This window comes from Pseudomonas sp. RW3S2 (assembly GCF_014268955.1).
GTDB lineage: Bacteria > Pseudomonadota > Gammaproteobacteria > Pseudomonadales > Pseudomonadaceae > Aquipseudomonas > Aquipseudomonas wayambapalatensis.
In genome coordinates, this window is sequence record NZ_JABWRM010000023.1 from 25,254 (window position 1) to 49,049 (window position 23,796).

General features: G+C 63.5%; 19 protein-coding genes. 8 read left to right on the forward strand and 11 right to left on the reverse strand.

All coding sequences use genetic code 11. From position 1 onward, the window contains the following. Positions 1-4 precede the first annotated feature (4 nt). Positions 5-391, forward strand: a complete 387-nt coding sequence (locus HU748_RS23775) for a VOC family protein (protein WP_186664331.1) — start codon at positions 5-7, stop codon at positions 389-391. A 90-nt stretch (positions 392-481) separates the two neighbouring features. Next, positions 482-1,078: a hypothetical protein gene (locus tag HU748_RS23780; protein WP_186722194.1), complete on the forward strand. Its 597-nt coding sequence runs from the start codon at positions 482-484 to the stop codon at positions 1,076-1,078. 8 nt (positions 1,079-1,086) lie between these two features. Here the strand turns inward: HU748_RS23780 and HU748_RS23785 are convergent, their stop codons facing one another. Further along, the gene (locus HU748_RS23785; RefSeq protein WP_186664327.1) at positions 1,087-1,683 is read right to left on the reverse strand and encodes a lytic transglycosylase domain-containing protein; all 597 of its coding nucleotides are present in this window, start codon (positions 1,681-1,683) and stop codon (positions 1,087-1,089) included. 175 nt (positions 1,684-1,858) lie between these two features. Here HU748_RS23785 and gspG point away from each other — a divergent pair, with 175 nt between their 5' ends. Together gspG and HU748_RS23795 are read left to right on the forward strand one after the other, a co-directional pair. Continuing rightward, the gene (gene gspG, locus HU748_RS23790; protein ID WP_186664325.1) at positions 1,859-2,284 is read left to right on the forward strand and encodes a type II secretion system major pseudopilin GspG; all 426 of its coding nucleotides are present in this window, start codon (positions 1,859-1,861) and stop codon (positions 2,282-2,284) included. 11 nt (positions 2,285-2,295) lie between these two features. Next, positions 2,296-3,486 carry a type II secretion system F family protein gene (locus tag HU748_RS23795; protein WP_186708943.1) on the forward strand — a complete coding sequence of 397 codons (1,191 nt, stop codon included), beginning with the start codon at positions 2,296-2,298 and terminating at the stop codon, positions 3,484-3,486. A gap of 19 nt (positions 3,487-3,505) precedes the next feature. Here HU748_RS23795 and HU748_RS23800 read toward each other — a convergent pair whose 3' ends face one another. Next, entirely contained in the window at positions 3,506-4,420 is a 915-nt protein-coding gene (locus tag HU748_RS23800; protein WP_186708941.1) for a tyrosine-type recombinase/integrase, read from the reverse strand. Positions 4,421-4,589: 169 nt separating this feature from the next. Here HU748_RS23800 and HU748_RS23805 point away from each other — a divergent pair, with 169 nt between their 5' ends. Then, positions 4,590-5,237: a DUF1345 domain-containing protein gene (locus tag HU748_RS23805; RefSeq protein WP_186708991.1), complete on the forward strand. Its 648-nt coding sequence runs from the start codon at positions 4,590-4,592 to the stop codon at positions 5,235-5,237. A 269-nt stretch (positions 5,238-5,506) separates the two neighbouring features. Beyond that, complete coding sequence (locus HU748_RS23810; protein ID WP_186664320.1) at positions 5,507-5,767, forward strand: DUF1652 domain-containing protein; 261 nt, start codon at positions 5,507-5,509, stop codon at positions 5,765-5,767. Here the strand turns inward: HU748_RS23810 and HU748_RS23815 are convergent. From HU748_RS23815 to HU748_RS23850, 8 genes are all read right to left on the reverse strand, one after another. After that, positions 5,764-7,836: an EAL domain-containing protein gene (locus tag HU748_RS23815; protein WP_186722196.1), complete on the reverse strand. Its 2,073-nt coding sequence runs from the start codon at positions 7,834-7,836 to the stop codon at positions 5,764-5,766. The genes HU748_RS23810 and HU748_RS23815 overlap by 4 nt on opposite strands. 175 nt (positions 7,837-8,011) lie before the next feature. Next, a complete protein-coding gene (locus tag HU748_RS23820) occupies positions 8,012-9,505 on the reverse strand; it encodes an efflux transporter outer membrane subunit (RefSeq protein ID WP_186722198.1) in 1,494 nt (497 codons plus the stop codon). Then, positions 9,502-12,612: an efflux RND transporter permease subunit gene (locus HU748_RS23825; RefSeq protein WP_186708926.1), complete on the reverse strand. Its 3,111-nt coding sequence runs from the start codon at positions 12,610-12,612 to the stop codon at positions 9,502-9,504. Before HU748_RS23825 ends, HU748_RS23820 begins: the two co-directional genes overlap by 4 nt. Further along, entirely contained in the window at positions 12,609-15,707 is a 3,099-nt protein-coding gene (locus HU748_RS23830) for an MdtB/MuxB family multidrug efflux RND transporter permease subunit (RefSeq protein ID WP_186722199.1), read from the reverse strand. Before HU748_RS23830 ends, HU748_RS23825 begins: the two co-directional genes overlap by 4 nt. Beyond that, positions 15,704-16,975, reverse strand: a complete 1,272-nt coding sequence (locus HU748_RS23835; RefSeq protein WP_186722200.1) for an MdtA/MuxA family multidrug efflux RND transporter periplasmic adaptor subunit — start codon at positions 16,973-16,975, stop codon at positions 15,704-15,706. Before HU748_RS23835 ends, HU748_RS23830 begins: the two co-directional genes overlap by 4 nt. A 211-nt stretch (positions 16,976-17,186) precedes the next feature. Beyond that, positions 17,187-17,687, reverse strand: coding sequence for a thiol peroxidase (tpx, locus tag HU748_RS23840; protein WP_186664309.1), 501 nt, complete (start codon positions 17,685-17,687; stop codon positions 17,187-17,189). Between the two features lie 123 nt (positions 17,688-17,810). Beyond that, positions 17,811-19,091, reverse strand: coding sequence for a serine/threonine transporter (locus tag HU748_RS23845; protein WP_186664307.1), 1,281 nt, complete (start codon positions 19,089-19,091; stop codon positions 17,811-17,813). A 280-nt stretch (positions 19,092-19,371) separates the two neighbouring features. Then, positions 19,372-20,571 (reverse strand): amino acid aminotransferase, encoded by a 1,200-nt coding sequence (locus HU748_RS23850; protein WP_186664305.1) that lies wholly within the window; start codon positions 20,569-20,571, stop codon positions 19,372-19,374. Positions 20,572-20,893: 322 nt separating this feature from the next. On the opposite strand from HU748_RS23850, the gene HU748_RS23855 reads away from it, so the two are divergent. Next, positions 20,894-21,391: a hypothetical protein gene (locus HU748_RS23855; RefSeq protein WP_186722201.1), complete on the forward strand. Its 498-nt coding sequence runs from the start codon at positions 20,894-20,896 to the stop codon at positions 21,389-21,391. A gap of 1,019 nt (positions 21,392-22,410) precedes the next feature. On the opposite strand, the gene HU748_RS23860 is transcribed toward HU748_RS23855, so the two are convergent. Beyond that, entirely contained in the window at positions 22,411-23,436 is a 1,026-nt protein-coding gene (locus HU748_RS23860; protein ID WP_186722202.1) for an Ldh family oxidoreductase, read from the reverse strand. Between HU748_RS23860 and HU748_RS23865 the strand changes: the two genes are divergently transcribed. Continuing rightward, positions 23,424-23,693, forward strand: coding sequence for a hypothetical protein (locus HU748_RS23865; RefSeq protein WP_186722203.1), 270 nt, complete (start codon positions 23,424-23,426; stop codon positions 23,691-23,693). The two genes, HU748_RS23860 and HU748_RS23865, sit on opposite strands and share 13 nt — an antisense overlap. The last annotated feature ends 103 nt before the right edge of the window (positions 23,694-23,796 follow it).

Here is a 23,796-nt window from a genome sequence, read left to right on the forward strand (position 1 = left end):
GCCTATGAAGATCGTAGTCACCAGCATCCTCGTCGACGACCAGGCCAAGGCTCTGGCTTTCTATCATCACGTTCTGGGCTTCCAGCCCAAACACGACATCCCGATGGGCCAGTACCGCTGGCTCACCCTCACCTCCCCCAACGACCCCAATGGTGTCGAGCTGCTGCTCGAGCGCGACGCTCATCCGGCTGCCAAAACCTACAAGGCCGCGCTCAAGGCCGACGGCATCCCGGCCACCTCCTTCGCCGTGCGTGACATCCAGGCCGAGTACACGCGCCTGTGCGCCGGCGGCGTGCAGTTCACCCAGCCGCCTACGCCAATGGGGCCTGTCACCGTGGCGGTGTTCGACGATACCTGTGGCAACCTGATCCAGATCGCCCAACGCCATTGATCACAGCGGACTGCCGGCAGAGGCGACAGCCCTCACGGCATCCGCTACATTCTGTTTACCCGCCAGCGCACATAGAACAAGGAAAATCCGATGCGCTACGAATTCAGCGAAGTCCTGAACGACCTGGTCGACTATTTCCTCGTCGGCGACATACAGCGCCTGGCGCGTTTCAAGGATGACAACGCGCTACCCGACGACCTTGCCCACGAATTCACCCACCCCCGCACCGACACCGACAGCGGCGACCGCGCCGTGCTCGAAGGCGTGGTACTGCCCCTGGCAGGCATCGATAACCTGCCCTACCGCATCATCTTCAGCCTCGACGAACGAACCCCGGCCCTGCTCGAAGCCGGCAGTCGCGTGGCACACCGCCGCGCAGGCTACGTGCTGCACGTGGAGAACCGCGCGCTGATGCTGTTCACCTGGCGCATGCTGCAGCACTTCACCAACAAAACCCTTGGCGACTTCATGGCCCGCTACCAGGTGCCGGGCCGACCGATGATCGAACTCGACAACGGCTGGTACCAGGTCGAGGTCCTTGCCGGCGCAGTAGTACGTGACGGGCTGTACGAGCCGGCGTTCGAGTTCCTGCTCAGTCGCACCCACTGCCACCGGCCAGCCCCCGATATCGACATTGGCTATCGCTTTTCGCTGGGCGGCGAAGTGCCCTCCGTCATCCCGCACTGATCCACCGCTCACCACGCCCCACCCTCGGCGAGCCCCTGCAGGCGCCGGTAGTCGCGCAGCACGTTGGGCACATAGCGCCGGGTTTCGGCAAAGGGCGGCACCACGCGACCACGGCTGATCACCGCGTCAGGCCCGGCGTTGTAGGCTGCCACGGCCAGGGTGATGTCGTTGTCGAACAGCCTGAGCATGCGCTTCAGGTAGCGCGCCCCGCCCTGCACATTGTCTTTGGGGTCGAGGACGTCCTTGACCCCCATCTCCCGGGCAGTATCGGGCATCAACTGCATCAATCCGGCAGCCCCCTTGGCCGAGCGGGCCTTGGGGTTGTAGCCGGACTCGGCCTTGATCACGGCATGCAGCAACGCTTGGGGCACTTCATGCAGGCGGGCCGCATCCGCTACCAGGTCAGCGTAGGGGCGCCCCGTCAACAGTTGCGCCTCCAGAGGGCCGGCCTGGGGGCGGGTCTCGCTGATGACCCGCTCATACTGGCGCCCCGGTCGATGCACGTTGGACAGCACGTAGGTGCCACCCGCGCCGATGGAGATGTACACGTCAGCCTGGGCCGCACCTGCCAGCAGCCCGATCAAGCCAAGGATGAGTCCACGCATGTCGCTCGTCTCCCCGCCGTGCCCCCCGATGTGGGGGAAATGCCCCGAAAAACCTGGGCCCTGCAGCTCTCACGCAAGCAGCGTGCCGCTTGCCTGAGCCGCATGCCACAAGGCCGCAAGGCAGACGTGCACGGCTGTTGCATGGGGGCCTGTACACGCATCGGAGGGCATCGCCATGCAGCGCCGCATTCGCACACAACGTGGTTTCACCCTGCTCGAACTTCTGGTGGTGCTGGTGGTGCTCGGCCTGCTGGCCGGCATCGTCGCGCCCAAGTACTTCAGCCAGCTCGGCCGCTCCGAAGCCAAGGTTGCCCGAGCGCAGATCGAAGGGCTGGGCAAGGCACTGGACCTGTACCGCCTCGAGGTGGGCCACTACCCCAGCAGCGAGCAGGGTTTGCAGGCGCTGGTCACCGCCCCCGGTGGCGAGGCGCGCTGGTCCGGCCCTTATCTGCAGAAGGCCGTGCCCCAGGACCCTTGGGGCCGCCCTTACATCTATCGTCAGCCGGGTGAGAACGGTGGCGAGTACGATCTGCTGTCGATGGGCAAGGACGGCCAGCCCGGTGGTGACGGCGAAAACGCCGAAGTCACCAGTTGGCAGTGAGGGCATTCGCCATGCGCTACAGCCTCAAGGCCCTCGGCAGGCAGGGTATCGTGCAAATGCAGGTCGAAGCTGAGGATGCCGAGCATGCCCGGCGCCAGGTTCAGGACCAGGGGCTGCGGGTAGTGAGCCTGCAACGCCAGGGGTTGTCCTGGTCGCATGGCAACTGGCGGCGCGCTCAGCCCTTCGACCTGGTGCTGTTCAGCCAGGAGCTGGGGACTCTGCTCGACGCCGGCCTGCCCCTGATCGACGCCCTGGAAAGCCTGGCGCAAAAGGCGCCGAACGCCCCGGCGCGCAAGGTGCTTGGCCAACTGGTGAGCCAGCTGTACGAAGGCCGTTCGCTGTCCCAGGCGCTGGCCCAGCAGCCCCGGATCTTCCCCGGGCTCTATGTGGCGCTGGTGCAATCCAGCGAGCGCACCGGAGCCCTGGGTGATGCCCTCGGCCGCTATATCAGTTATCGCCAGCGCCTGGACCTGGTGCGCCAGAAGCTTGTGGGCGCGTCGGTCTATCCCTTGTTGCTGTTGTTGGTCGGCGGGGGGGTCGTATTGTTTCTGCTCGGCTATGTGGTGCCGCGCTTCAGCCTGGTGTTCGAGGGCATGGGCAGCGAACTTCCGTGGCTGTCGCGGGTGCTGATGAAGGTCGGCCTGTTTCTGCATGCCCAGCAACTGCCCTTGGGGCTCGGCACACTGACAGGCATCCTCACCCTGGTGCTGCTGCGCCGCCACCCGCGTGTGCGCCGCGTTGCCAACCGCCAACTGCAGCGCCTGCCGGCCTTGCACCAGCGCTTGCTGATGTACGAGCTGGCGAGGTTCTATCGTTCGCTGGGGATCCTGCTGCAGGGTGGCATTCCGATCCTGACCGCAATGGGGATGGCGCGCGGACTGCTCGGCAGCGTTGCAGGCGAAGGGCTGGAGCGTGCGGCGCGGCAGGTGGGCGAAGGGCTAGCCTTGTCGGCGGCGCTGGAGGCTGGCGGGCTGGTCACGCCGGTGTCGCTGCGTCTGCTGCGGGCGGGGGAGCAATCAGGGAACCTGGGGCAGATGCTCGAACGTTGCGCCGATTTCCATGACCAGGAGATCGGTCGTTGGGTCGAGTGGTTCGTGCGCTTGTTCGAACCACTGCTGATGACCTTCATCGGGCTGCTGATCGGGCTGATCGTGATCCTGATGTACATGCCGATCTTCGAGTTGGCCTCGAGCATTCATTGAGCGGGGCACAACGCCGATCTCAATAGTCGAAGCGCTCCACCGCCCGCCGCCGCTCGTTGTCGTCACGTCGGTCGTACCCTGCGGTGGTCTGGATGTTCACATGGTGGGCAAGCTTCTGGGCAATCGACAGGTCGTGCTCCTCGATCACCCGGGTAATGAACGCCCTGCGAAAATCGTGCGGCATGATCTTCGCCCCCACCTGCGCGCCACGCTGGCGGGCGATGTAGTAGATCGCATGCTTGGTGATGCGCGCACGGGTGATATGGCTGCCCCGGCGAATCCGGTTGAAGAGGAAGGGATCGTCCGCCGCGCCCTCCGGCAACTGCGCGCGGCGCAGGTCGAGCCAGGCCTGCAGCTTGTCGAAGGCCCAGGCCGGGGCGTACTTGACCAGTTGCCGATTGCCCTTGCCCAGCACCTGCAGGCTGTGTTCGTGGAAGTCGACATCGCACAAGTCGATGTCCACCGACTCGGACTTGCGCATCCCGGTGCCGTACAGCAAGGCGATGATCGCCGCATCGCGCACACCTTGCGGCCGCGGATCGGCAGCGCAGACTTCCATCAGCTCACGGATCAGGCTGCGTCGCAGGTTGCGCCCGGGTGGCAGGCGCGTGCCGCTCGCAGGCTTGACCTCGCGAATCCTGAGTAGATGCTCGTGGTCGATCAGCCCCTGGCGCCAGGCCTCATTCATCACCCCGCGCACCGCGTTGACGTACAGCGAAGAGGTATTGGGTGCAAAACCATCGGCACGCAAGGCTGCCACCAGGGCAATGACGTGGCCAGGTTCGATCAGGTGCCAGGGCACCGCGGCGATGTCGCAATCGGCGAACCCCAGCCGGTCGGCGGCATCCTGGAGGATATAGCGCATGGTCAACTGGCTGGAGGGCGCCAGGCGTGCCAGGTACTGCAGCAAGGGATTGTGCAGGGAATCGGTCAAAACGTGGATCCTGTAGCGTGAAACGAGTCATCACCTTGATACACAAGGCTTTTATCGATGGCGAACGCGGATGGTACCTGATGATCGACCACGGATCGAACGCGCGGCGACACAACACCACCTGGTGCAGGCTAAAGTGGAAGACAACCCAGACTACCGCCGAGCGCCCATGGCTTTCCACCGCCTGACCCGAACCCACCCACGCCTGACCCTTGCCACGCTTGTTGGCCTGCTCGGCGGCTGGCTGATCCCCGCAGACGACTGGACGCAGCGTTTTCTCGCAGGCTGGAACCTAGGTGTCTGGCTGTACCTAACGCTGGTGCTGTGGCTGACCTGGCGCGCTACATCCCAAACCGTGCGCAAGGTCGCCAATGTCGAGGACGAAAACGCAGGCCTGGTCCTGTTCACCGTCTGCATTGCAGCCATTGCCAGCCTGGTCGCCGTGACCCTGCAACTGGCGTCCAGTCGCGGCCTGCACGGCAGCGCGCAGGCCCTGCACTACCTGTATACCGGCCTGACCGTGGCCGGATCCTGGCTGTTGATCGGCTGTATCTTCAGCCTGCACTACGCGCGGCTGTTCTACACCGACAGCCACAAGGAGCCCCCTCTGCGCTTCGCCGATGGCGAACGCAACCCCGATTACTGGGACTTCCACTATTTCTCCTTCACCCTCAGTGTCGCGGTCCAGACCTCGGACATAGGCGTGGCCAGCCGAGCCATGCGCCGGGTGGTGCTGGCCCACTCCCTGGTCAGTTTCGTGTTCAACACCGCGATCCTGGGTTTCACCATCAATATCGCCGCCGGCCTGCTCAGTTGACCGCTGGTCCGAAAGCGCAGGTCGGTCAGGTTCGCGCCCGTTGCTCGCCAAGCCACGCGGAAAACGTTTGCCCCCATGGACGCCCGTGATTTGCCGGAGCCACGTGGATGTGACCTGTGTCATGCATTCGCCGATTTGTCATCTTCGCTGCGCGATACTGGCGCCGTAGCTGCTATGTTTAAATTTCGCTGTCCCCTCTGCCCTTCACGACAAGGCCAGGCACAGGGTTCAGCGACCAGGCGCCCGAACACCCGGAAATGGAGGCTGGCATGAACAAGATGACGTTCCCCAACGCCTGCCAGGTGATGCGCTGGCATTTCCACCCGCTGGGCTTCGAGGCCAGCATGGATGCACCACGCAGCATGGTCGCGCGCTTGTTCGACCGGGCCACTGGCGAAACCCTGCTGGCCATCGCCGGCATTCCCTGCGCCGCGATCATGGCCGCGGCAGATGTGGAGCGCATCATCGAGGCAGTCGAAGCCGAGATGGACGCCTTCAACCCCTTCCCTACCCTGCGCGACGCGGGTTAGCCGTTCTCGCCCTGCGTCAGCCGTTGCATGAACTGCTCGGCCGGTACCGGCTGACCCAGCAAGTAGCCCTGCAGCGAATCGCAGCCCAGGCGGGTCAGGAAGTCCTGCTGACGATCGGTTTCAACGCCCTCGGCAACGATCCGCAAACCCAATGCCTGCCCCAACGCAACGATCGCCGAAACGATCGCGGCATCGTCGCTGTCATGTTCGAGGTCGCGGACAAAACCGCGGTCGATCTTCAGCTCGTTCGCCGGCAGGCGCTTGAGGTACATCAGGCTGGAATAGCCCGTCCCGAAGTCGTCGATGGACAGATCGACGCCCATGTCCGACAAGCGCTGCAACACCGTCAGGCTGGCATCGGCATCGCGCATGGCGGTGGTTTCGGTGATTTCCAGGGTCAGGCGGTTGGCAGGCAGGCCGTTGTCGGCCAAGGCTCGCGAGACACTGTCAACCAACCCTGAATGGCAGAACTGGATGGCCGACAGGTTCACCGCGATGCGCCAGTGTCCATGGCCCTGATCCAGCCACAGGCGCATCTGCCGGCAGGCTTCGCCCAGCACCCATTCGCCGATGGGGATGATCAGGCCGGTCTTCTCCGCCAGGCCGATGAAACGGTCCGGCAGCAACAGCCCTTGCTGCGGGTGCTCCCAACGCAACAAGGCCTCGGCACCGATCGGCGTACATTGGTGCGCTTCGAACTTGGGTTGGTAATACAGCCGGAACTGGTCATGCTCGAGCGCCGCGCGCAGGTCCTGCAGCAATTGCAGCTGCTGGCGGGCGTTACTGTTCATCGAGGTGTCGAAAAAACTGTAGCCGTTCTTGCCCGCGCTCTTGGCGTGATACATGGCCGCATCGGCATTGCGCAGCAGTTCGTGCTGGTCCTGGCCATTACCCGGGTAGAGCACGATACCCAGGCTTGCCGACAATTGCAGGTCGTGCTCTGCAACACGAAATGGCCTGGCTACCAGGTTGACCTGTTTGTCCGCCACGCCCACAGCATCGTCCGGTTCCTGCAACTCGACCAGCAGGACGAACTCGTCACCACCAATCCGCGCCAAGGTGTCCTGGCTATGCAGATGTCCACGCAGCCGCGCAGCCACCGCCTTGAGCAACTGGTCGCCAACATGGTGACCAAAGGCATCGTTGACCGGCTTGAACCCGTCCAGGTCGATGAACATCAGCGCAAAGCAACCACCTTGCTCTGCCACCTTGGCCATGGCCTGCTCGATACGGTCGGCCAGCAAGGTGCGGTTCGGCAGCCCGGTCAGGGTGTCGTGCAGGGCCAGTTGCGTCAGCTCCTGGTTGGCCTGGGTCAATGAGCGCGCAAGTTCCGCGGTGCGGGATTCGAGGCGCGCGTCCAGCACCGACGTCAGCAAGGCCACCGCCAGCACCGCCAGGGTGGTGATCAGTACTGCATAGTCCAGCCAGTCACCAGACAACCCGCCGACCAGCGCACCGCAGTAACTACCCTCGGGGAAGTTGGCCGCCGCCATGCCGGTGTAGTGCATGCCGACGATGGCAACCCCCATCAGCACCGCTGCGGCACCGCGGATCTGCCGAACGTACGGCGTCTGCCTGCGCAGGCGGAAGGCAATCCATAAGGCTGCCGCCGAGGCGCCCACGGCGATGGCCAGCGAAGCACCGAACAGCGCCGGGTCGTAGTCGATCCCGGGCAGCATCTGCAAGGCAGCCATGCCGGTGTAGTGCATGCAGGCAATCCCGGTGCCCATGAACAGCGCACCCAAGCCCACCTGCGGGCAACTCAACCGCGGCTGGCTGACCAACCACAAGGCAAAGCCTGCAGATAACACGGCGATCAGCAGTGACAACGCGGTCAAGCCCAGGTCGTAGCCCAGCTCGATGGGCAACTCGAAGGCCAACATGCCGATGAAATGCATCGACCAGATGCCGATTCCCATCGCCAGCGCCCCGCCGCCCATCCACAGATACACCGCGCGTCCCTTGGCGGTGGCGATGCGGCCTGCGAGGTCGAGTGCGGTGTAGGACGCCAGGATGGCCACACACAGCGAGATCAACACCAGCGAAGAGGAGTAGCTACCTGTCAGCATTTCAAGTTCCGGCAGAGGGCGAGGAAGGGCCCGGAAAAGGCGGAGGATTTTACGCGAACAGGGAGGAAAGGCACGGGATTTTGCGGGGACTACAGGGTGGAAGATCCCGCGGTCGGTTACGCACGGTGCCGGCGTTATCGCGGGCTTGCCCCGCGATAACGCCGGCACTGCAACCTTACTGTTTGTCAGCCTCTGCGAACGCCGGCCCCGCTTCCCAGCCGCCGCCCAATGCCGCGATCAACTGCACGCTGGCCACCAGGCGCCCCTGCAGCAGATTCAGCACACTGCGTTCGTTGCTCAGCGCCGTGGTCTGCACGTTCACCACATCCAGATAGCCGATCAATCCGGCACGGTACTGGTTCTCGGTCAGGCGCAACGATTCACGGGCAGCATCCAGCGCTTCCTGGCGTACCACCGCTTCGTCGGCATACACCTTCAACTGCACCAGGTAGTTCTCGACCTCCTTGAAGCCATCGAGCACCGTCTGGCGATACTGCGCTACGGTCTGGTCGTAGACCGCCACGGTGCGGTCCACCTCGGCGCTACGCTTGCCAGCGTCGAACAGGGTCAATGCCAGTTGTGGCCCCACCGACCAGTAGCGATTCGGCAGCTCGATCCAGTTGTTGAAGCTGCTGCTCGAATAGCCGCCATTCATGCTCAACGACAGATCGGGGAAATAGGCCGCGCGCGAGACGCCGATGTTCGAGTTGGCGGCCATGACCTTGCGTTCGGCCGAGGCGATATCCGGACGACGCTCCAGCAACTGCGACGGCAAGCTCACCGGGATCGGCGGCAGCGCAGGGATATCGTTGCTGGCGGCCAGCGAGAACTCCGCCGGCGCCTTGCCCATGAGCACGGCGATGGCATTTTCATACTGGGCGCGCTGCCAGGCCAGGTCGATCAGGTCGGCCTGGGTGCTCTTGAGCTGGGTACGTGCCTGGGCGACGGCGTCCGGGCCGGCGACGCCGGCGCGGTACTGGTTCTCGTTCATCCGCAGCGAGCGCTCGTAAGCGGCCACAGTGGCTTCGAGCAAGCGTTTCTGTTCGTCGATGACCCGCAGCTGCAGGTAGTTCTGTACCAGTTCCGACTGCTGGCTCAGGCGAATCGCCGCCATGTCGGCGAGGCTGGCCTGGGCGCTGGACTCGTTGGCATTCATGGTCTCGCGCAGTTTGCCCCAGAGGTCGATTTCCCAGCTCACGCCCAACTGCGCGTTGTAGGTGTCGCGAATGCCGCTGCTGTTGTTCGACAGGCTCGAGCTGGAACTGCCAGTGCCCTGGGCTGAACGGTTCTTGCTGGTGGTGAGGTTCAGCGACGGGAACAGCGACGCCCGGCTGCTGCGTACCAGGGCCTGGGCCTGACGGTACTGCGCTTCATACTGGGCGACCGTCTGGTTGCTGAGGTTGAGTTCCTCGACCAGGGCGTTCAGGCCCTTGTCGCCATACAGCTCCCACCAGGCACCGCGGGCGATGGCATCCGAGGGGTTGGCCTGGGTCCAGCCCTCGGCCTGCTTGAACTGCGTCGGGGTGCTGACCTCGGGGCGGTGATAATCGGGGCTCAGGGTGCAGGCACTGAGCATCGCCACGCACAGGCCGGCGCCAAGCAGGCGCGATCCACGGCCACGGGTCAGCAATTGCAGGGCGCGGTGCAGCGGGGTCTGGGCAAAGTTCATAGCGGGGTTTCCAGGGCGGCGTCGGTGCGCACGCCGCGCCAACGGTTGAAACGGTGGCGCGCGCGGTCCAGGTACAGGTAGACCACGGGCGTGGTGTAAAGGGTGAGGATCTGGCTGAAGACCAGGCCACCGATGATCGTCAGGCCCAGCGGCTGGCGCATTTCCGCGCCTTCGGCCTGGCTGAGCAGCAACGGCAATGCGCCGAGGATGGCGGCGATGGTGGTCATCAGGATCGGTCGCAGGCGCAGCAGGCAGGCGCGACGGATCGACTCTTCCGGCGACAGGCCTTCATTGCGCTCCAGTTGCAGGGCCAGGTCGATCATCAGGATGGCGTTCTTCTTAACCACCCCGATCAGCAGGAACAGCCCCAGCAACGAGATCAGGCTGAACTCCCCGCCGGTCACGTAAAGCGTGAGCAATGCACCAACCCCCGCCGACGGCAGGGTCGAGAGGATGGTCAGCGGGTGGATGTAGCTCTCGTAGAGGATGCCCAGCACCAGGTACACCAGAACCAGCGCACCGAGGATCATCAACGGCTGACCCTGGGCGGTCTTGGTGAAGGCGTCGGCACTGCCACCGAGCTTGGCGATCACCGACTCCGGCAGGCCCAGCTTGGCCACCTCGCGCTCCAGCGCCGCCAGGGCCTGGTCGACGCTGTAGCCCTCGGCAACGTCGAAGGAGATGTCTTCGGAGGCGAACTGCCCCTCATGGCTGACCCGATCATTGGCCAGGCTGTTCTCGTAACGGGCGATGGTCGACAGCGGCACCCGCGCACCCTCGGCCGTGATCACCTGCACCTGCTCCAGGGTGCTCGGGTCCCAGGCGTATTTGGGGTTGATCTCCATTACCACCTGGTATTGGTTGAGGCTGTCGTAGATGGTCGAAATCTGCCGCTGGCTGTAGGCGTTGTTCAGCACGGCAGTGACCATGTCCATGTCAATGCCCAGGCGCTTGGCCTGGTCGCGATCGACCACCAGGGTCACTTGCTGGGTGCCGGCACCATCGCGGGCGTCGATGGCCGTCAGCTCGGGCAATTTGCGCAAGGCCGCGGCCACCTTGGGGAACCACTCGCGCAGGGCTGCCAGATCCCCGCTTTGCAGGGTGTAGAGGTATTGCGAGGTGCTTTGATCACGCCCGCCACCGCCCAGTTGCAGGTCCTGGTCGGCCATCAGGTACAGGCGCCCGCCCGGCACCTTCGGCAACTCCTTGCGCAGACGCTCGATGACCTTCTGCGCATTCTCCTTGCGCTCGGCGATCGGTTTCAGCCGTACCAGGACGAAGGCGTTGTTGGTGCCGCTGTTACCGCCAATGAAACCAGCGACGCTCTGCACGGCCGGGTCCTTGAGCAGCGCCCGGCGGTAGATTTCCATCTTAGGCTGCATCACGGTGAACGACAGCCCGTCATCGCCCCGCACGAAGCCCTGCAACTGACCGGTATCCTGCTGCGGCATCAGGGTCTTGGGCACAATCACGTACAGGGCGACGTTGAGCACGATGGTCGCCAACAGGCTGATCAGCGTCAGCCGGCGATGACGCACGGCCCAGCCCAGGCTCTTGTCGTACCCCTCGACCATGCGTTGGTGCACCCGGTCGCTCCAGCGCTGCAAACGCGTCTGGTGTTGTGGGGCATGGGGTTTGAGCCAGCGCGAGCAGAGCATCGGCGTGAGGGTCAGCGACACCAGCAGCGACACCAGGATTGCTGCGGCCAGGGTGATCGAAAATTCCTGGAACAGCCCGCGCACGATACCGCCCATGAACAGGATCGAGACGAACACCGCCACCAGCGAAACGTTCATCGACAGCAGGGTGAACCCCACTTCCTTGGCACCCAGAAACGCAGCGCGCATGGGCTTGGCGCCATTCTCGATGTGCCGGGAAATGTTCTCCAGCACCACGATGGCATCGTCCACCACCAGCCCTGTGGCCAGGATCAATGCCATCAGCGACAGGTTGTTCAGCGAAAAGCCACACAGGTACATGACCGCAAAAGTGCCCACCAGCGACACCGGCACGGCAAGGCTCGGAATCAACGAGGCACGCAGATTACCCAGGAACAGGTAGACCACCAGGATCACCAGCACCACGGCAATCAGAAGCGTGTGCTCGGCTTCCTTGAGCGTGGCCTTGATCACCGGCGAGCGGTCCATGGCGACGTTGAGCTTGACGCTGGCCGGCAGCAGCGACTGCAGGGCCGGAAGCTGGTCCTTGATCTGTTGCACGGTCTGGATGATGTTGGCGTTGGTCTGGCGGTTGACCACCAGCAGCACCGCCGCATCGTCGTTGAAGAAACCGCTGTTGTAGCGGTTCTCGACACCGTCGCTGACCTTGGCCACATCGGCCAGGCGCAGGATGGCACCGTTCTGCTGGCGGATCACCAGCGGCTTGTAGTCATCGGCCTTTTCCAGCTGGTCGTTGGCGCGTACCTGCCAGTTGCGCTCGGCATCCTCGACGAAACCCATGGGGCGGCGCTGGTTGGCGTTGGCCACGGCGGTGCGTACATCGTCCAGCGCCAGGCCATACTGGTTGAGCAACTGGGGCTCAAGCTCGATGCGCACCGCCGGCAGCGAACTGCCGCCGATCTGCACTTCCCCTACCCCACTGACCTGCGACAGGCTCTGCGAGAGGATGGTGTCGGCCAGGTCGTACAACTGCCCTTTGGACAGCACGTCCGAGGTCAGCGACAGCACCATGATCGGCGCCTGCGACGGGTTGACCTTCTTGTAGGTGGGCATGCTGCGCATGCCGCTGGGCAGCAGGTTGCGGGTGGCGTTGATTGCAGCCTGCACCTCGCGCGCCGCGCCGTCGATGTCGCGCCCCAGGTCGAAGCCGATGATCACCCGTGTCGAGCCTTGGCTTGAGCTGCTGGTCAGGGTGCTGACCCCGGCGATGCTGCCCAGCTTGCGCTCCAGCGGCGTTGCCACGGTCGAGGCCATCACCTCCGGGCTTGCGCCTGGCAGGCTGGCCTGCACCACGATGACCGGGAAGTCCATCTGCGGCAGCGGCGAGACCGGCAGCAGGCCGAAACTGACGCCACCGAGCAGCATGATCGCCAGGCTCAGCAGCATGGTCGCCACGGGCCGGCGAATGAACGGTCCGGACAGGTTCATGCCTCGGCCTGCGCGGTATCAGCGGCCGGGCGCCAGCGGCGCGCCAGGCGGTCGAAGTAGAGGTAGATGACAGGCGTGGTGAACAGCGTCAGCACCTGGCTGACCAGCAGCCCGCCGACCATCACCAGGCCCAGCGGTTGGCGCAGTTCGGCGCCGGAGCCGGTGGCGAGCATCAACGGCAAGGCACCGAACAGCGCCGCCAGGGTGGTCATCAGGATCGGCCGGAAGCGCAGCAGCGCGGCCTGGTAGATCGCCTCGCGCGGGCTCATGCCCTGGTGACGCTCCGCCTCCAGGGCGAAGTCGATCATCATGATCGCGTTCTTCTTGACGATACCGATCAGCAGGATGATACCGATGATGGCGATCATCCCAAGGTCGTTGCCACTGAGCAGCAGCGCCAGCAAGGCACCCACGGCCGCCGACGGCAGGGTCGAGAGGATGGTCACCGGGTGGATGTAGCTCTCGTAGAGCACGCCGAGCACGATGTACATGGTCACCACGGCGGCGAGGATCAACAGCAAGGTGCTCGACAGCGAGGCCTGGAAGGCTTCGGCGGCGCCCTGGAAGCGGGTCTGCACGCCCAGCGGCATGCCGATGTCCTGCTGCACCTGCTCGATCACCTGCACCGCTTCGCCCAACGACACGCCCGACCCGAGGTTGAAGGACATCATCACGGCGGGGAACTGGCCGATGTGCGAAATGGCCAACTGCGCCTGGCGCTGTTCGATGCGCGCCAGCGCCGAGAGGCGAACCTGGCCGCCATCGGTGGCCTTGACATGAATCGACTCCAGCGCCTGCGGGCCAATGCTGGCCGCCGCCTGCGACTGCAGCACCACGCGGTACTGGCTGGCCTGGGTGTAGATGGTCGAGATCTGCCGCTGCCCGAAGGCGTCGTACAAGGCGTTGGTGATCTGCGCGACGGTGATGCCCAGGCGGCTGGCCATGTCGCGGTCGATCACCAGATACACCTGCAGGCCTTTGTCCTGCAGGTCGCTGGCAACGTCGGTGAGCTCAGGGCGCTGTTGCAGGGCATGGACCAGCTTGCCGCTCCACTCGGCGAGCATGTCCGGGTCAGGCGAGGACAGGCTGAACTGGTACTGGGTGCGGCTGACCCGGTCCTCGATGCTCAGGTCCTGTACCGGCTGCATGAACAGGCGAATACCCACCAGCCGGTCGAGCTGCGGCTGCAGGCGGCTGATCACCTGGCTGGCCGTGACATCGCGCTCGGCATGGGGCTTGAGGTTGATCAGCAGGCGCCCGCTGTTGAGCGTAGCGTTGTCCCCGTCCACACCAATGTACGAAGACAGGCTCTGTACCGCCGGGTCCTGCAGGATCACCTTGCTCAGCGCCTGCTGGCGCTCGCTCATGGCGCTGAACGAGATGGACTGGGGGGCTTCGGAAATGCCCTGGATCACCCCGGTGTCCTGCACCGGGAAGAAGCCCTTGGGCACGATGATGTAGAGGAACACCGTCAGCGCCAGCGAGCCCACCGCCACCAGCAAGGTCAGCGGCTGGTGCTTGAGCACCCACGTCAGGGCGTGGCTGTAGCGTTCGATCAGCCAGTCGATCCAGGCACCACTGGCGCGGTAGAAGCGGCTCTGCTCTTCTTCCTTGGGTTCGCGCTTGAGCAAACGCGCGCACATCATCGGCGTGAGCGTGAGCGATACCACCAGCGAGATCAGGATCGCCACCGCCAGGGTGATGGCGAACTCACGGAACAGCCGGCCGACGACATCGGCCATGAACAGCAGCGGGATCAGCACCGCGATCAGCGAGAAGGTCAGCGAAATCAGGGTGAAGCCGATCTGCCGGGCGCCTTTGAGCGCTGCCTGCATCGGCGTTTCGCCTTCTTCGATGTGCCGGGAGATGTTCTCCAGCATGACGATGGCATCGTCCACCACGAAACCCGTGGCGATGGTCAGGGCCATCAAGGTCAGGTTGTTGATCGAAAAGCCGGCCAGGTACATCACACCGAAGGTGCCGATCAGCGACAGCGGTACGGCGATCGACGGAATGATCGTGGCGCTGACCCGCCGCAGGAAGACGAAGGTGACCATGACCACCAGGGCGATGGCGAACAGCAGCTCGTGCTGCACATCGCGCACCGCGGCGCGGATGGTCTGGGTTCGGTCGGTGAGCACGCTGACGTCGAGGCCGGCGGGCAGGTTGTCGGTGATCGACGGCAGCATCTCCTTGATGCGGTCGACCACTTCGATGACATTGGCCCCGGGCTGGCGCTGGATGTTCAGCAGCACCGCGTGGTTTTCATTGGCCCAGGCCGCCAGGCGCTCGTTTTCGGCACCGTCGACGATCTCGGCGACGTCCTTCAGGCGCAGCGGCGCGCCGTTGTTGTACTTGAGGATGAGGTTGGCGTATTCGTCGGGCGAACGCAGCTGGTCGTTGGCATCGAGCATCGACACCCGGGTCGGGCCATCGAAGTTGCCCTTGGGCTGGTTGACGTTGGAGGCGCCGATCAAGGTGCGCACATCGTCCAGGTTCAGGCCGTTGGCGGCCAGGGCATCGACGTTGACCTTGATCCGCACCGCCTGGCGCTGGCCGCCGGCGATGCTGACCATGCCGACGCCGCCGATCTGGGCGATTTTCTGCGCTACACGGGTGTCGACCAGGTCGTTGAGCTTGGGCAGCGGCATGGTGCCGGAACTGATGGCCAGGGTCAGCACCGGGGTATCGGCCGGGTTGACCTTGTTGTACACCGGCGGGGCCGGCAGGTCGCTGGGCAGCAGGTTGCTGGCGGCGTTGATCGCAGCCTGGACCTGCTGCTCGGCAACGTCCATGTTCATGTCCAGGTTGAAGCGCAGGGTCAGCACCGAGGCGCCGCCCGAACTGGTCGAGGCCATCTGGCTAAGGCCCGGCATCTGGCCGAACTGGCGTTCCAGCGGCGCAGTGACCGCGCTGGTCATCACCTGGGGGCTGGCGCCCGGGTAGAGGGTCATGACACGGATGGTCGGGTAATCGACCTGGGGCAAGGCTGCCACCGGCAGCATCTTGTAGGCGATCAGGCCGGCCAGGACGATGGCCAGCATGCTCAGCGTGGTGGCGACCGGGCGCAGGATGAACAGCCGCGAGATGTTCATGCGCCCGCCTTGCTCGACTCACCGGTCTGGGCCGAGCCCTTGGCTTCCTGGCCTTGCAGGTGCTGGCCAGGGGTGGTCGGCACTTGCGAGCTGTCGTCGACCACCTCGACCTGGGTGCCCTCGCGCAGGCGGTCGGTGCCTTCGAGCACCAGGCGCTCGCCGGCCTTCAGGCCCTCCAGGATCACGCTGTTCTCGCCGTCGCTGGCACCAACCTTGAGCTTGCGGACATTGACCTTGTTCTCGGCGTTGACCACATAGGCGAAGGTGCCGTCGTTGCCGAACTGGATCGCCGCCGCCGGGGCCAGCACCACCTGCTTGAGGGTATCGGCCAGCAGGCGCACGTTGACGAACTGGTTGGGGAACAGGGCGAGGTCCTTGTTCTCGAAGAAACCCTTGAACTTCAGGGTGCCAGTGGTGGTGTCGATCTGGTTGTCGAAACTGCCCAGCACACCGGTGGACTGCAGCTTGCGGTCACCGCGGTCCCAGGCCTCGACCGGCAGGCGCGCGCCACTGCGGTAGCGCTCGAGCACGGTGGCCAGTTCGGTTTCCGGGAGGGTGAAGGCGACGTTGATCGGTTCGGTCTGGGTGATCACCACCAGCGCGGTGGTGTCGTTGGCCGCCACCAGGTTGCCCAGATCGAGCTGGCGCAGGCCCAGGCGACCGCTGATGGGGGCACGAATCTGGGTGAACTCCAGGTTCAGGCGTGCGTCGTTCACCGCAGCCTGGTTGGTCTTGACCAGCCCCTGGAACTGCCCGACCTGGGCTTCGGCGGTGTCCAGTGTCTGCTTGGCGATGCTGTCTTCGGCGTACAGGCCTTTATAGCGGGCCAGATCGACCTGGGCGTTCTTCAGCTGCGCCTGGTTCTGCGCCAGGGTGCCCTCTGCCTGCTGCAGGGCAATCCGGTACGAGCGCGGGTCGATCTCGGCCAGCAGGTCGCCAGCCTTGACCTGCTGCCCTTCCTTGAAGTGGATCTTGACCAGCTCACCCGCCACCCGGCTGCGAACATTGACCGTATTAGCCGCCGTGACCGTACCCAGTGCCTTGTAGTAGAGCGGGAAGTCGCCGACCCGCACAGGTTCGACGCGCACCGGCACCGGGTCGCTGGAGGCCCCGAAGCCTGGGCGCCCGCCTTTGCCCATGCGCACGCCCTGCTCCTTGTGCGTCGGGGCAGCGGCAGGCCACAGCCACCAGGCCAGCAAGGCCACCAGCAGCATGATCAGCAGGCCGAACAGCCAGCGACGGGGAGAACGGGAGGCAGAAGCTTGCATGGGTTGAACGAACCTTGTTCAGAGAGTGGCGACCGGGGAGATTGAACGATAAGCACTGGCATCGCTTTAGCAAAGGGCCTTTACCAGGCATTTACCATTGGCTGACGTTGCTAAAACGATGAACTTTAAATGAAAACGGCCCGGAATGGCTTCCGGGCCGGCGTAACAGTGTGTAAACCGCTGGGGCCGCACTGCGGCCCTCTGCCCGCGTTTACTTCAGAACAGCCAGAGCGGCGTCGTAGTTCGGCTCGTCGGCGATTTCCCCGACCAGTTCGGCGTGCAGCACCTTGTCGTTCTCGTCCAGTACCACAACGGCGCGGGCGGTCAGGCCGGCCAGCGGGCCGTCGGCGATGGCAACGCCGTAGTTCTCGATGAACTCACGACCACGCAGGGTCGACAGGTTCTTTACATTCTCCAGGCCTTCGGCGCCGCAGAAGCGCGCCTGGGCGAACGGCAGGTCGGCGGAGATGCACAGCACCACAGTGTTGGCCAGGTCATTGGCCTGGGCATTGAACTTGCGCACCGAGGTAGCGCAGGTCGGAGTGTCGACGCTCGGGAAGATGTTCAGCACCTTGCGTTTGCCGGCATAGTCCTTCAGCGACTTGTCGGCCAGGCCTTCGCCGACCAGGGAAAAGGCAGGCGCCTGGGCACCGACCTTGGGCAGCTCGCCCTTGACCTGAACCGGGTTGCCTTTGAGAGTCACTTGAGCCATGGCAGAAATCCTTATAGGGGTTTGAAAAGGATTCCGAGTTAATCGCTTTTAGCGTCGGGCTGCAAGCTTCGAGCAACAGGCAGGCGCGGATTACCGCGCGCCCGCCTGCTCTGTGCGACGGCCTCAGTTCAGCAGGCCGTAGACCACCGAACTCAGGGCCACCAGGCCGATCGCCACGACGAAGAGGTTGGACATCGCACCGCTGTACTTGCGCATCGACGGCACACGACGGATGGCGTACATCGGCATCAGGAACAGCAGCACCGCGAGGATCGGGCCGCCCAGCGACTCGATCATGCCCAGAATGCTCGGATTGAGCGTGGCGACGATCCAGCACACCACCAGCATCAGCGCCGCGACCACACGATCCAGGGCCTTGGCACCCGGGCGCAGGCCGGTCTTGACGATGATCCCCTTGAGGCCTTCGCTGGCACCGATGTAGTGGCCCAGGAACGACTTGGCGATGGCGACGAACGCGATCAGCGGCGCGGCGAAGGCAATGGCCGGATTGCTGAAGTGGTTGGCCAGGTACGACAGGATCGACAGGTTCTGCGCCTTGGCCTCGGCCAGTTGCGCGCTGCTCAGGGTCAGCACGCAGCTGAACACGAAGAACAGCACCATCACCACCATCAGCAGATGGGCACGGGCCAGGATCTGCCCACTGCGCGCGTCGGCATGCTCGCCATAACGGCGCTTCTGATCAACCGCGAAGGCCGAGATGATCGGCGAGTGGTTGAACGAGAACACCATTACCGGGATCGCCAGCCACAGGGTGTGGAGGAAGGCCGAACCAGACGGCAACTGGCCAGCAGTATCGAGAATGCCACCATTCCAGTGCGGCACCAGGTACAGGGCCAGCAGCGCCAGGGCGACGATAAAGGGATACACCAGCAGGCTCATGACCTTGACCGTGGCCTGCTCACCGCAGCGCACAATGGCCAGCAGGCCGAGGATCAGCACGAACGAGAGGATCGCGCGGGGGGGTGGCGTCATGTGCAACTGATGCTCCATGAAGCTTGCGACCGTGTTGGTCAGCGCCACGCTGTAGATCAGCAGGATCGGGAAGATGGCGAAGAAGTACAGCACGGTGATCAGCGCACCGGCGGTGATGCCGAAATGCTCCTCGACCACCTCGGTGATATCGCCGCCCTTGCTGCCGGACAGCACGAAACGGGTCAGCGCACGGTGGGCGTAGTAGGTCATGGGGAAGGCCAGCACGGCCAGGATCAGCAGCGGCCAGAAGCCGCCGAGGCCGGCGTTGATCGGCAGGAACAGCGTGCCTGCGCCGATGGCCGTGCCGAACAGGCCCAGCATCCAGGTGGTGTCTTGACGCGACCAGCTACCGAGGGTGGCTTGTTGGGTCGATTCGAAGCGTTGTTCGACGCTTTGGGCCTGCTCATTCATTCCGGGTGCAACTCCACTCGCAAGACTGCAACAGGCTGAGAGTGGCGAAATAGAAGCCTCACGCCACCTCAACCGAAAAAGAGGGGCGCGATTGTGCACTGAATAGGTGCGATTGCGAAGCCCCGTCCGAGGGACGGCACCTGTTTTGGGAAAAGGAAGCGGAACATTGTGGGAGCGGCGGTTCGCCGCTGCGACTTGCCCGCGAAGGCGTCGGTAATCTCACCTCTTTGTTTCGCGGGCAAGCCCGCTCCCACAGGCCAGGCATGCCTGGCCCGGCGGATCAGCCCTGCTGCACCGCCGCAAACGCCTCGGCGACACGCTGCAGGTTGTCCGGACGCAAGCCAGCCATGCACACCCGGCCGCTGTCGATGATGTAGACACCGAATTCGTCACGCAGGCGGCGCGCCTGCTCGGCACTGAAGCCGGTGTAGCTGAACATGCCACGCTGGCGCAGGAAGAACTGGAAGTCCTGGCCTGGCAACTGCTTGGCCAGTGCATCGACCAGCCCCTGGCGCATGTCGAGGATACGCTTGCGCATGGTCTCGACTTCCGCCTGCCACTGGGCGTTCAGGCCGGCATCGCCGAGCACGCCGGCGACCAGCAGCGCACCATGGCTGGGTGGGCTGGAGTAGTTGCGGCGCACCGTGGCCTTGAGCTGACCCAGCACGCTCTGGGCGCTCTGGGCATCATCGCTGACCACCGACAGGCCCCCTACCCGCTCGCCATACAGCGAGAAGATCTTGGAGAACGAGTTGCTGACCAGGCACGGCACACCGGCACGGGCCATTTCACGGATAGCGTAGGCGTCTTCGGCCAGACCTTCGCCGAAGCCCTGGTAGGCGATGTCGAGGAACGGAATCAGCTCGCGAGCCTTGACCACCTCAACCACTTGCTGCCACTGGCTCTGGCTCAGGTCGACGCCGGTAGGGTTGTGGCAGCACGGGTGCAGCAGGACGATGCTGTGCTTGGCCAGGGTCTGCAGGCTCGCCAGCATGCCGTCGAAGTCCAGGCCGCGGGTGGCCTGGTCGAAGTACGGGTAGGTGTGCACCTTGAAGCCCGCGCCTTCGAAGATCGCGCGATGGTTGTCCCAGGTCGGATTGCTCACCCACACCTCGGACTGCGGGAAGTAGCGCTTGAGGAAGTCGGCACCGACTTTCAGTGCACCCGAGCCGCCCACGGTCTGCACGGTGGCGACACGTCCGCCGGTCACTGCCGGATGGTCGGCACCGAACAGCAGCGCCTGGATCGCCTGGCGGTAGCTGGCCAGGCCTTCCATGGGCAGGTAAAGCGAAGCCTCATGCGGCTGGCCGGCCAGACGCTCCTCGACCTTGCCCACCGACGGCAGCTGCGGCACCACGCCAGCTTCGTCGTAGTACAGACCGATACTCAGGTTGACCTTGTCGGCGCGGGGATCGACCTTGAAGGCTTCCATCAACGAGAGAATCGGGTCGCCGGCATAGGCATCGACATGTTTGAACACAGCGTGCAGCTCCTTGGATCAGGACAGTTCGGAAAGGCTTCCCCGAGCATACCTGCAGTGACGCGCAAGGAACATCACTGAATGTGCAAGGTGTGAATGCAGGTTTGCATAGCATTGCCGATAGTGCACATCTGTTGATTTTTGCAGCAGCCACTGTCTTGCTGAAAATCCGAAAACTGGCGCGGCTCCCGTGGGAGCGAGCCGTTTGCAAGATCGCGGGAGATATCCCACAGAAAAGCCAGATCAAGCCGGCAGACTCCTGCATCTCCATCACGGCATCGTTCGCAGCTCGTCGGGCCAGCCCATCAGCTGAAGAGCGCGCATGCGAGCTGAAAAGACTCATCACTATGTCGGACGCTACGGGATCGCATTCGACATCAGCGAATTCATCATCCAACCGGGTCAATGCTGTGACCTCCCCAAGCTGAGCCTGCCATCCGTTCATGGAGCGCACTACAAGGTGACTATCAAGGCACGGGAACTGTACGACCGGATGCTCCCGGGGAAACTGCCCTGTCATATCAAGATCCTCGTATCTAGACCACTTACGAGGGAGCAGGCCGACCAGCTCAACGAAAACCGGATAACAGTGGCGGCGTTGGTTAGCGCGGCGATCTCCGCTGCTACAGGAGCGGGAGTTGCGGGAGCCTTCGGGAAACTTGCAGGCAAGATTGCTGGAGGAACAACCGGGGCTGCGGCGACAATCGCGATCAGGAACCAGCTCCCCACCTTCCATTCCTCGGATGTACTGGTTTCACTTGAGGCTCAGGTCAAAGGCGGAATTGGCCCTCAAGTCTCAGCTTTGACGCTTATTCTCTGAGACGCTTGCGATGCCGGAAATTTATCTCACCATCGCCCTGCTAACGATCACTGTCCTACTTGAGTGGCTGTGCAAATCCGCAACCATCCGCCGCGTTTTGGGGCTATCACTCATCACACTGGGTATCACGACTTGCTCCCAACTGGGAACAGAGCAAGTACTGGCATTGGACGGTGGGTGGTGGGGATGGTTCTTTTCCAGCCTCGGGTATTTTCTCCTGTGGAAACGCTCCTCGTTCTTTGATCGTCAAAAGAACTGATCGGGGCCGCCCTGGCAAGAGTCGATGCCATTTCAAGGCACTGGACATACAGGTGACTAACATCATGATAATTCTATAAGCGCACGATGCCTGAAATAATCCAGATAGCGTGCATTATCGTCACCAGCCTGTTGCTCGACTGACTATGCAAGCCTGTGGCGCTACGCAGACTCCTGTATTTATTTTTCCTGACAACAGGCATTGCGACCTGCACTCATATAGGCAGTCGCGAAGTCCTCTATTGGAGCGGCGGAGAATGGAGCGTCTTTCTTATATTGGCAGGCTTTCCTCTGCTCTTCGAGCGCAGTCGCTGGTTCGACCGTGAGCCCTGACAGCCCCCGGGCGTCAGGGGAACGCTCAAAGGCAGATTATCTACAACTCACGCTGGAGACGTGATTATTTCCATCAGCGCCCAGGTCAATGGCGGTATTGGCCCGCAAACTTCATCAATTCCCTCTTGATAGCACGGGAGTAGTACGTATGCCCCTGCTCTACGCCACGATTGGCTGTTTGGTCCTTTTCATAACTCTCAATTATTTGTGCAAACGCACGTCCGTCCGACTGGGCCTGTGCCTTGTATTCATGATCCTCGGGATGACCTCATGCACCACCATTGGACGTCATGAATTCCTGCAAGTGGATGGAGTGACATGGGGCTCCTTGCTATGGGTTACCGGGATCAGCATGCTTTACCAACTCGTTCATCTATCGCGTCATGACGAAAGCTGAGATTGAAAGCAACCTGCAAATCAGGCCCTGTTCATTCCAACATCGCCTGAAGTTCTCGCCAGTCATGCCCATCAACCGCCACCCCTTCCCGCTCCGAAACCGCCCGCTCCCTGAAACGCCGCTCCCCAGGCAGGCGCGACAACCCTGCCGCCTGCATCTGCTCCACCAACGCCCGACTGCGCTCGGCAAAGCGTTCACCTTCAGCCTTGCTCGGGTCGATGACGATGATCAACTGTCCGGTCCAGGGTGTCTTGGCGCCTGGATGCTGCGACCAGTCGAACTCCCAGGAAAAATGCCCGCCCGTCAGCGCCGCCGCGAGCAGCTCGACCATCATCGACAGCGCAGAGCCCTTGTGCCCACCGAACGGCAGCAAGGCGCCGCCTTCGAGGATGGCCTTGGGATCGGTGGTCGGTTTACCCTCGGCATCGACGCCAACACCGGGCGGCAACTGCTCACCCTCGCGCGCGGCGATCTGTACATCACCATGGGCCATGGCACTGGTGGCCATGTCGAAGACGATCGGGGCGAGTCCCTGACAAGGTGCGGCGAACGCGATGGGGTTGGTGCCGAACAACGGTTTGCAGGCGCCATGGGGCACCACGCAGGTCATGCTGTTGACCACGCTCAATGCAACCAGGCCCTCTTCGGCAAAGGGTTCCACATCCGGCCAAAGCGCCGCGAAATGGTGGGAGTTATGAATAGCCAGCACGGCAATACCCGCCTGCCGCACCTTCTCCACCAACAACGTGCGTGCCGCAGCCAGGGCTGGCTGGGCGAAACCGCCCTTGGCATCGACCCGCACGAAGGCCGGGGCGACATCCGTGACCTCGGGCACCGCAGCGCCATCGACCCAGCCGCTGGTCAGCGTCGAGACATAACCCGGCATGCGGAACACACCATGGCTGTGAGCACCATCGCGCTGGGCGCTGGCGCAGTTGGCGGCCAGCACTGCGGCCACTGACTCGCTGCATCCATGACGCTGGAAGATCTGCTGCAACCGCTCCTGCAACTGCGCAAGAGGCACACGTACGACGGGATCGGTGGATGGTGCAGACATCTGAAACTCCCTTTATTGGATTTGGAATGGCGATAGCCCAGGGCAATGTCTGCCACTCTTCCCTCGGCAAGGGTGTGCTGTCAAATCCGGCAAGCGCGCAAACGCCAGGTTTATTGCAGCGCTGCAATGACCCGACTGCGTCGTTAAATATTATTGACCGACTGCCCTACCAAAGCCTTGTCGGCTCGGGCTTCCAGCAGGCGAAGCCCCCAAAAACAGGCAGATCGCCCCCTGAAACCGACGCGCCAGTCGTTTGACATATTAAACGGCTCTGGCAAGCTATGAAGCATGTCCCGACCGGTCCGCAGCCTTCAGGCCGCGCCGGCAGTGCTCGGGACCACAGGTCACGCATCAAGGGCC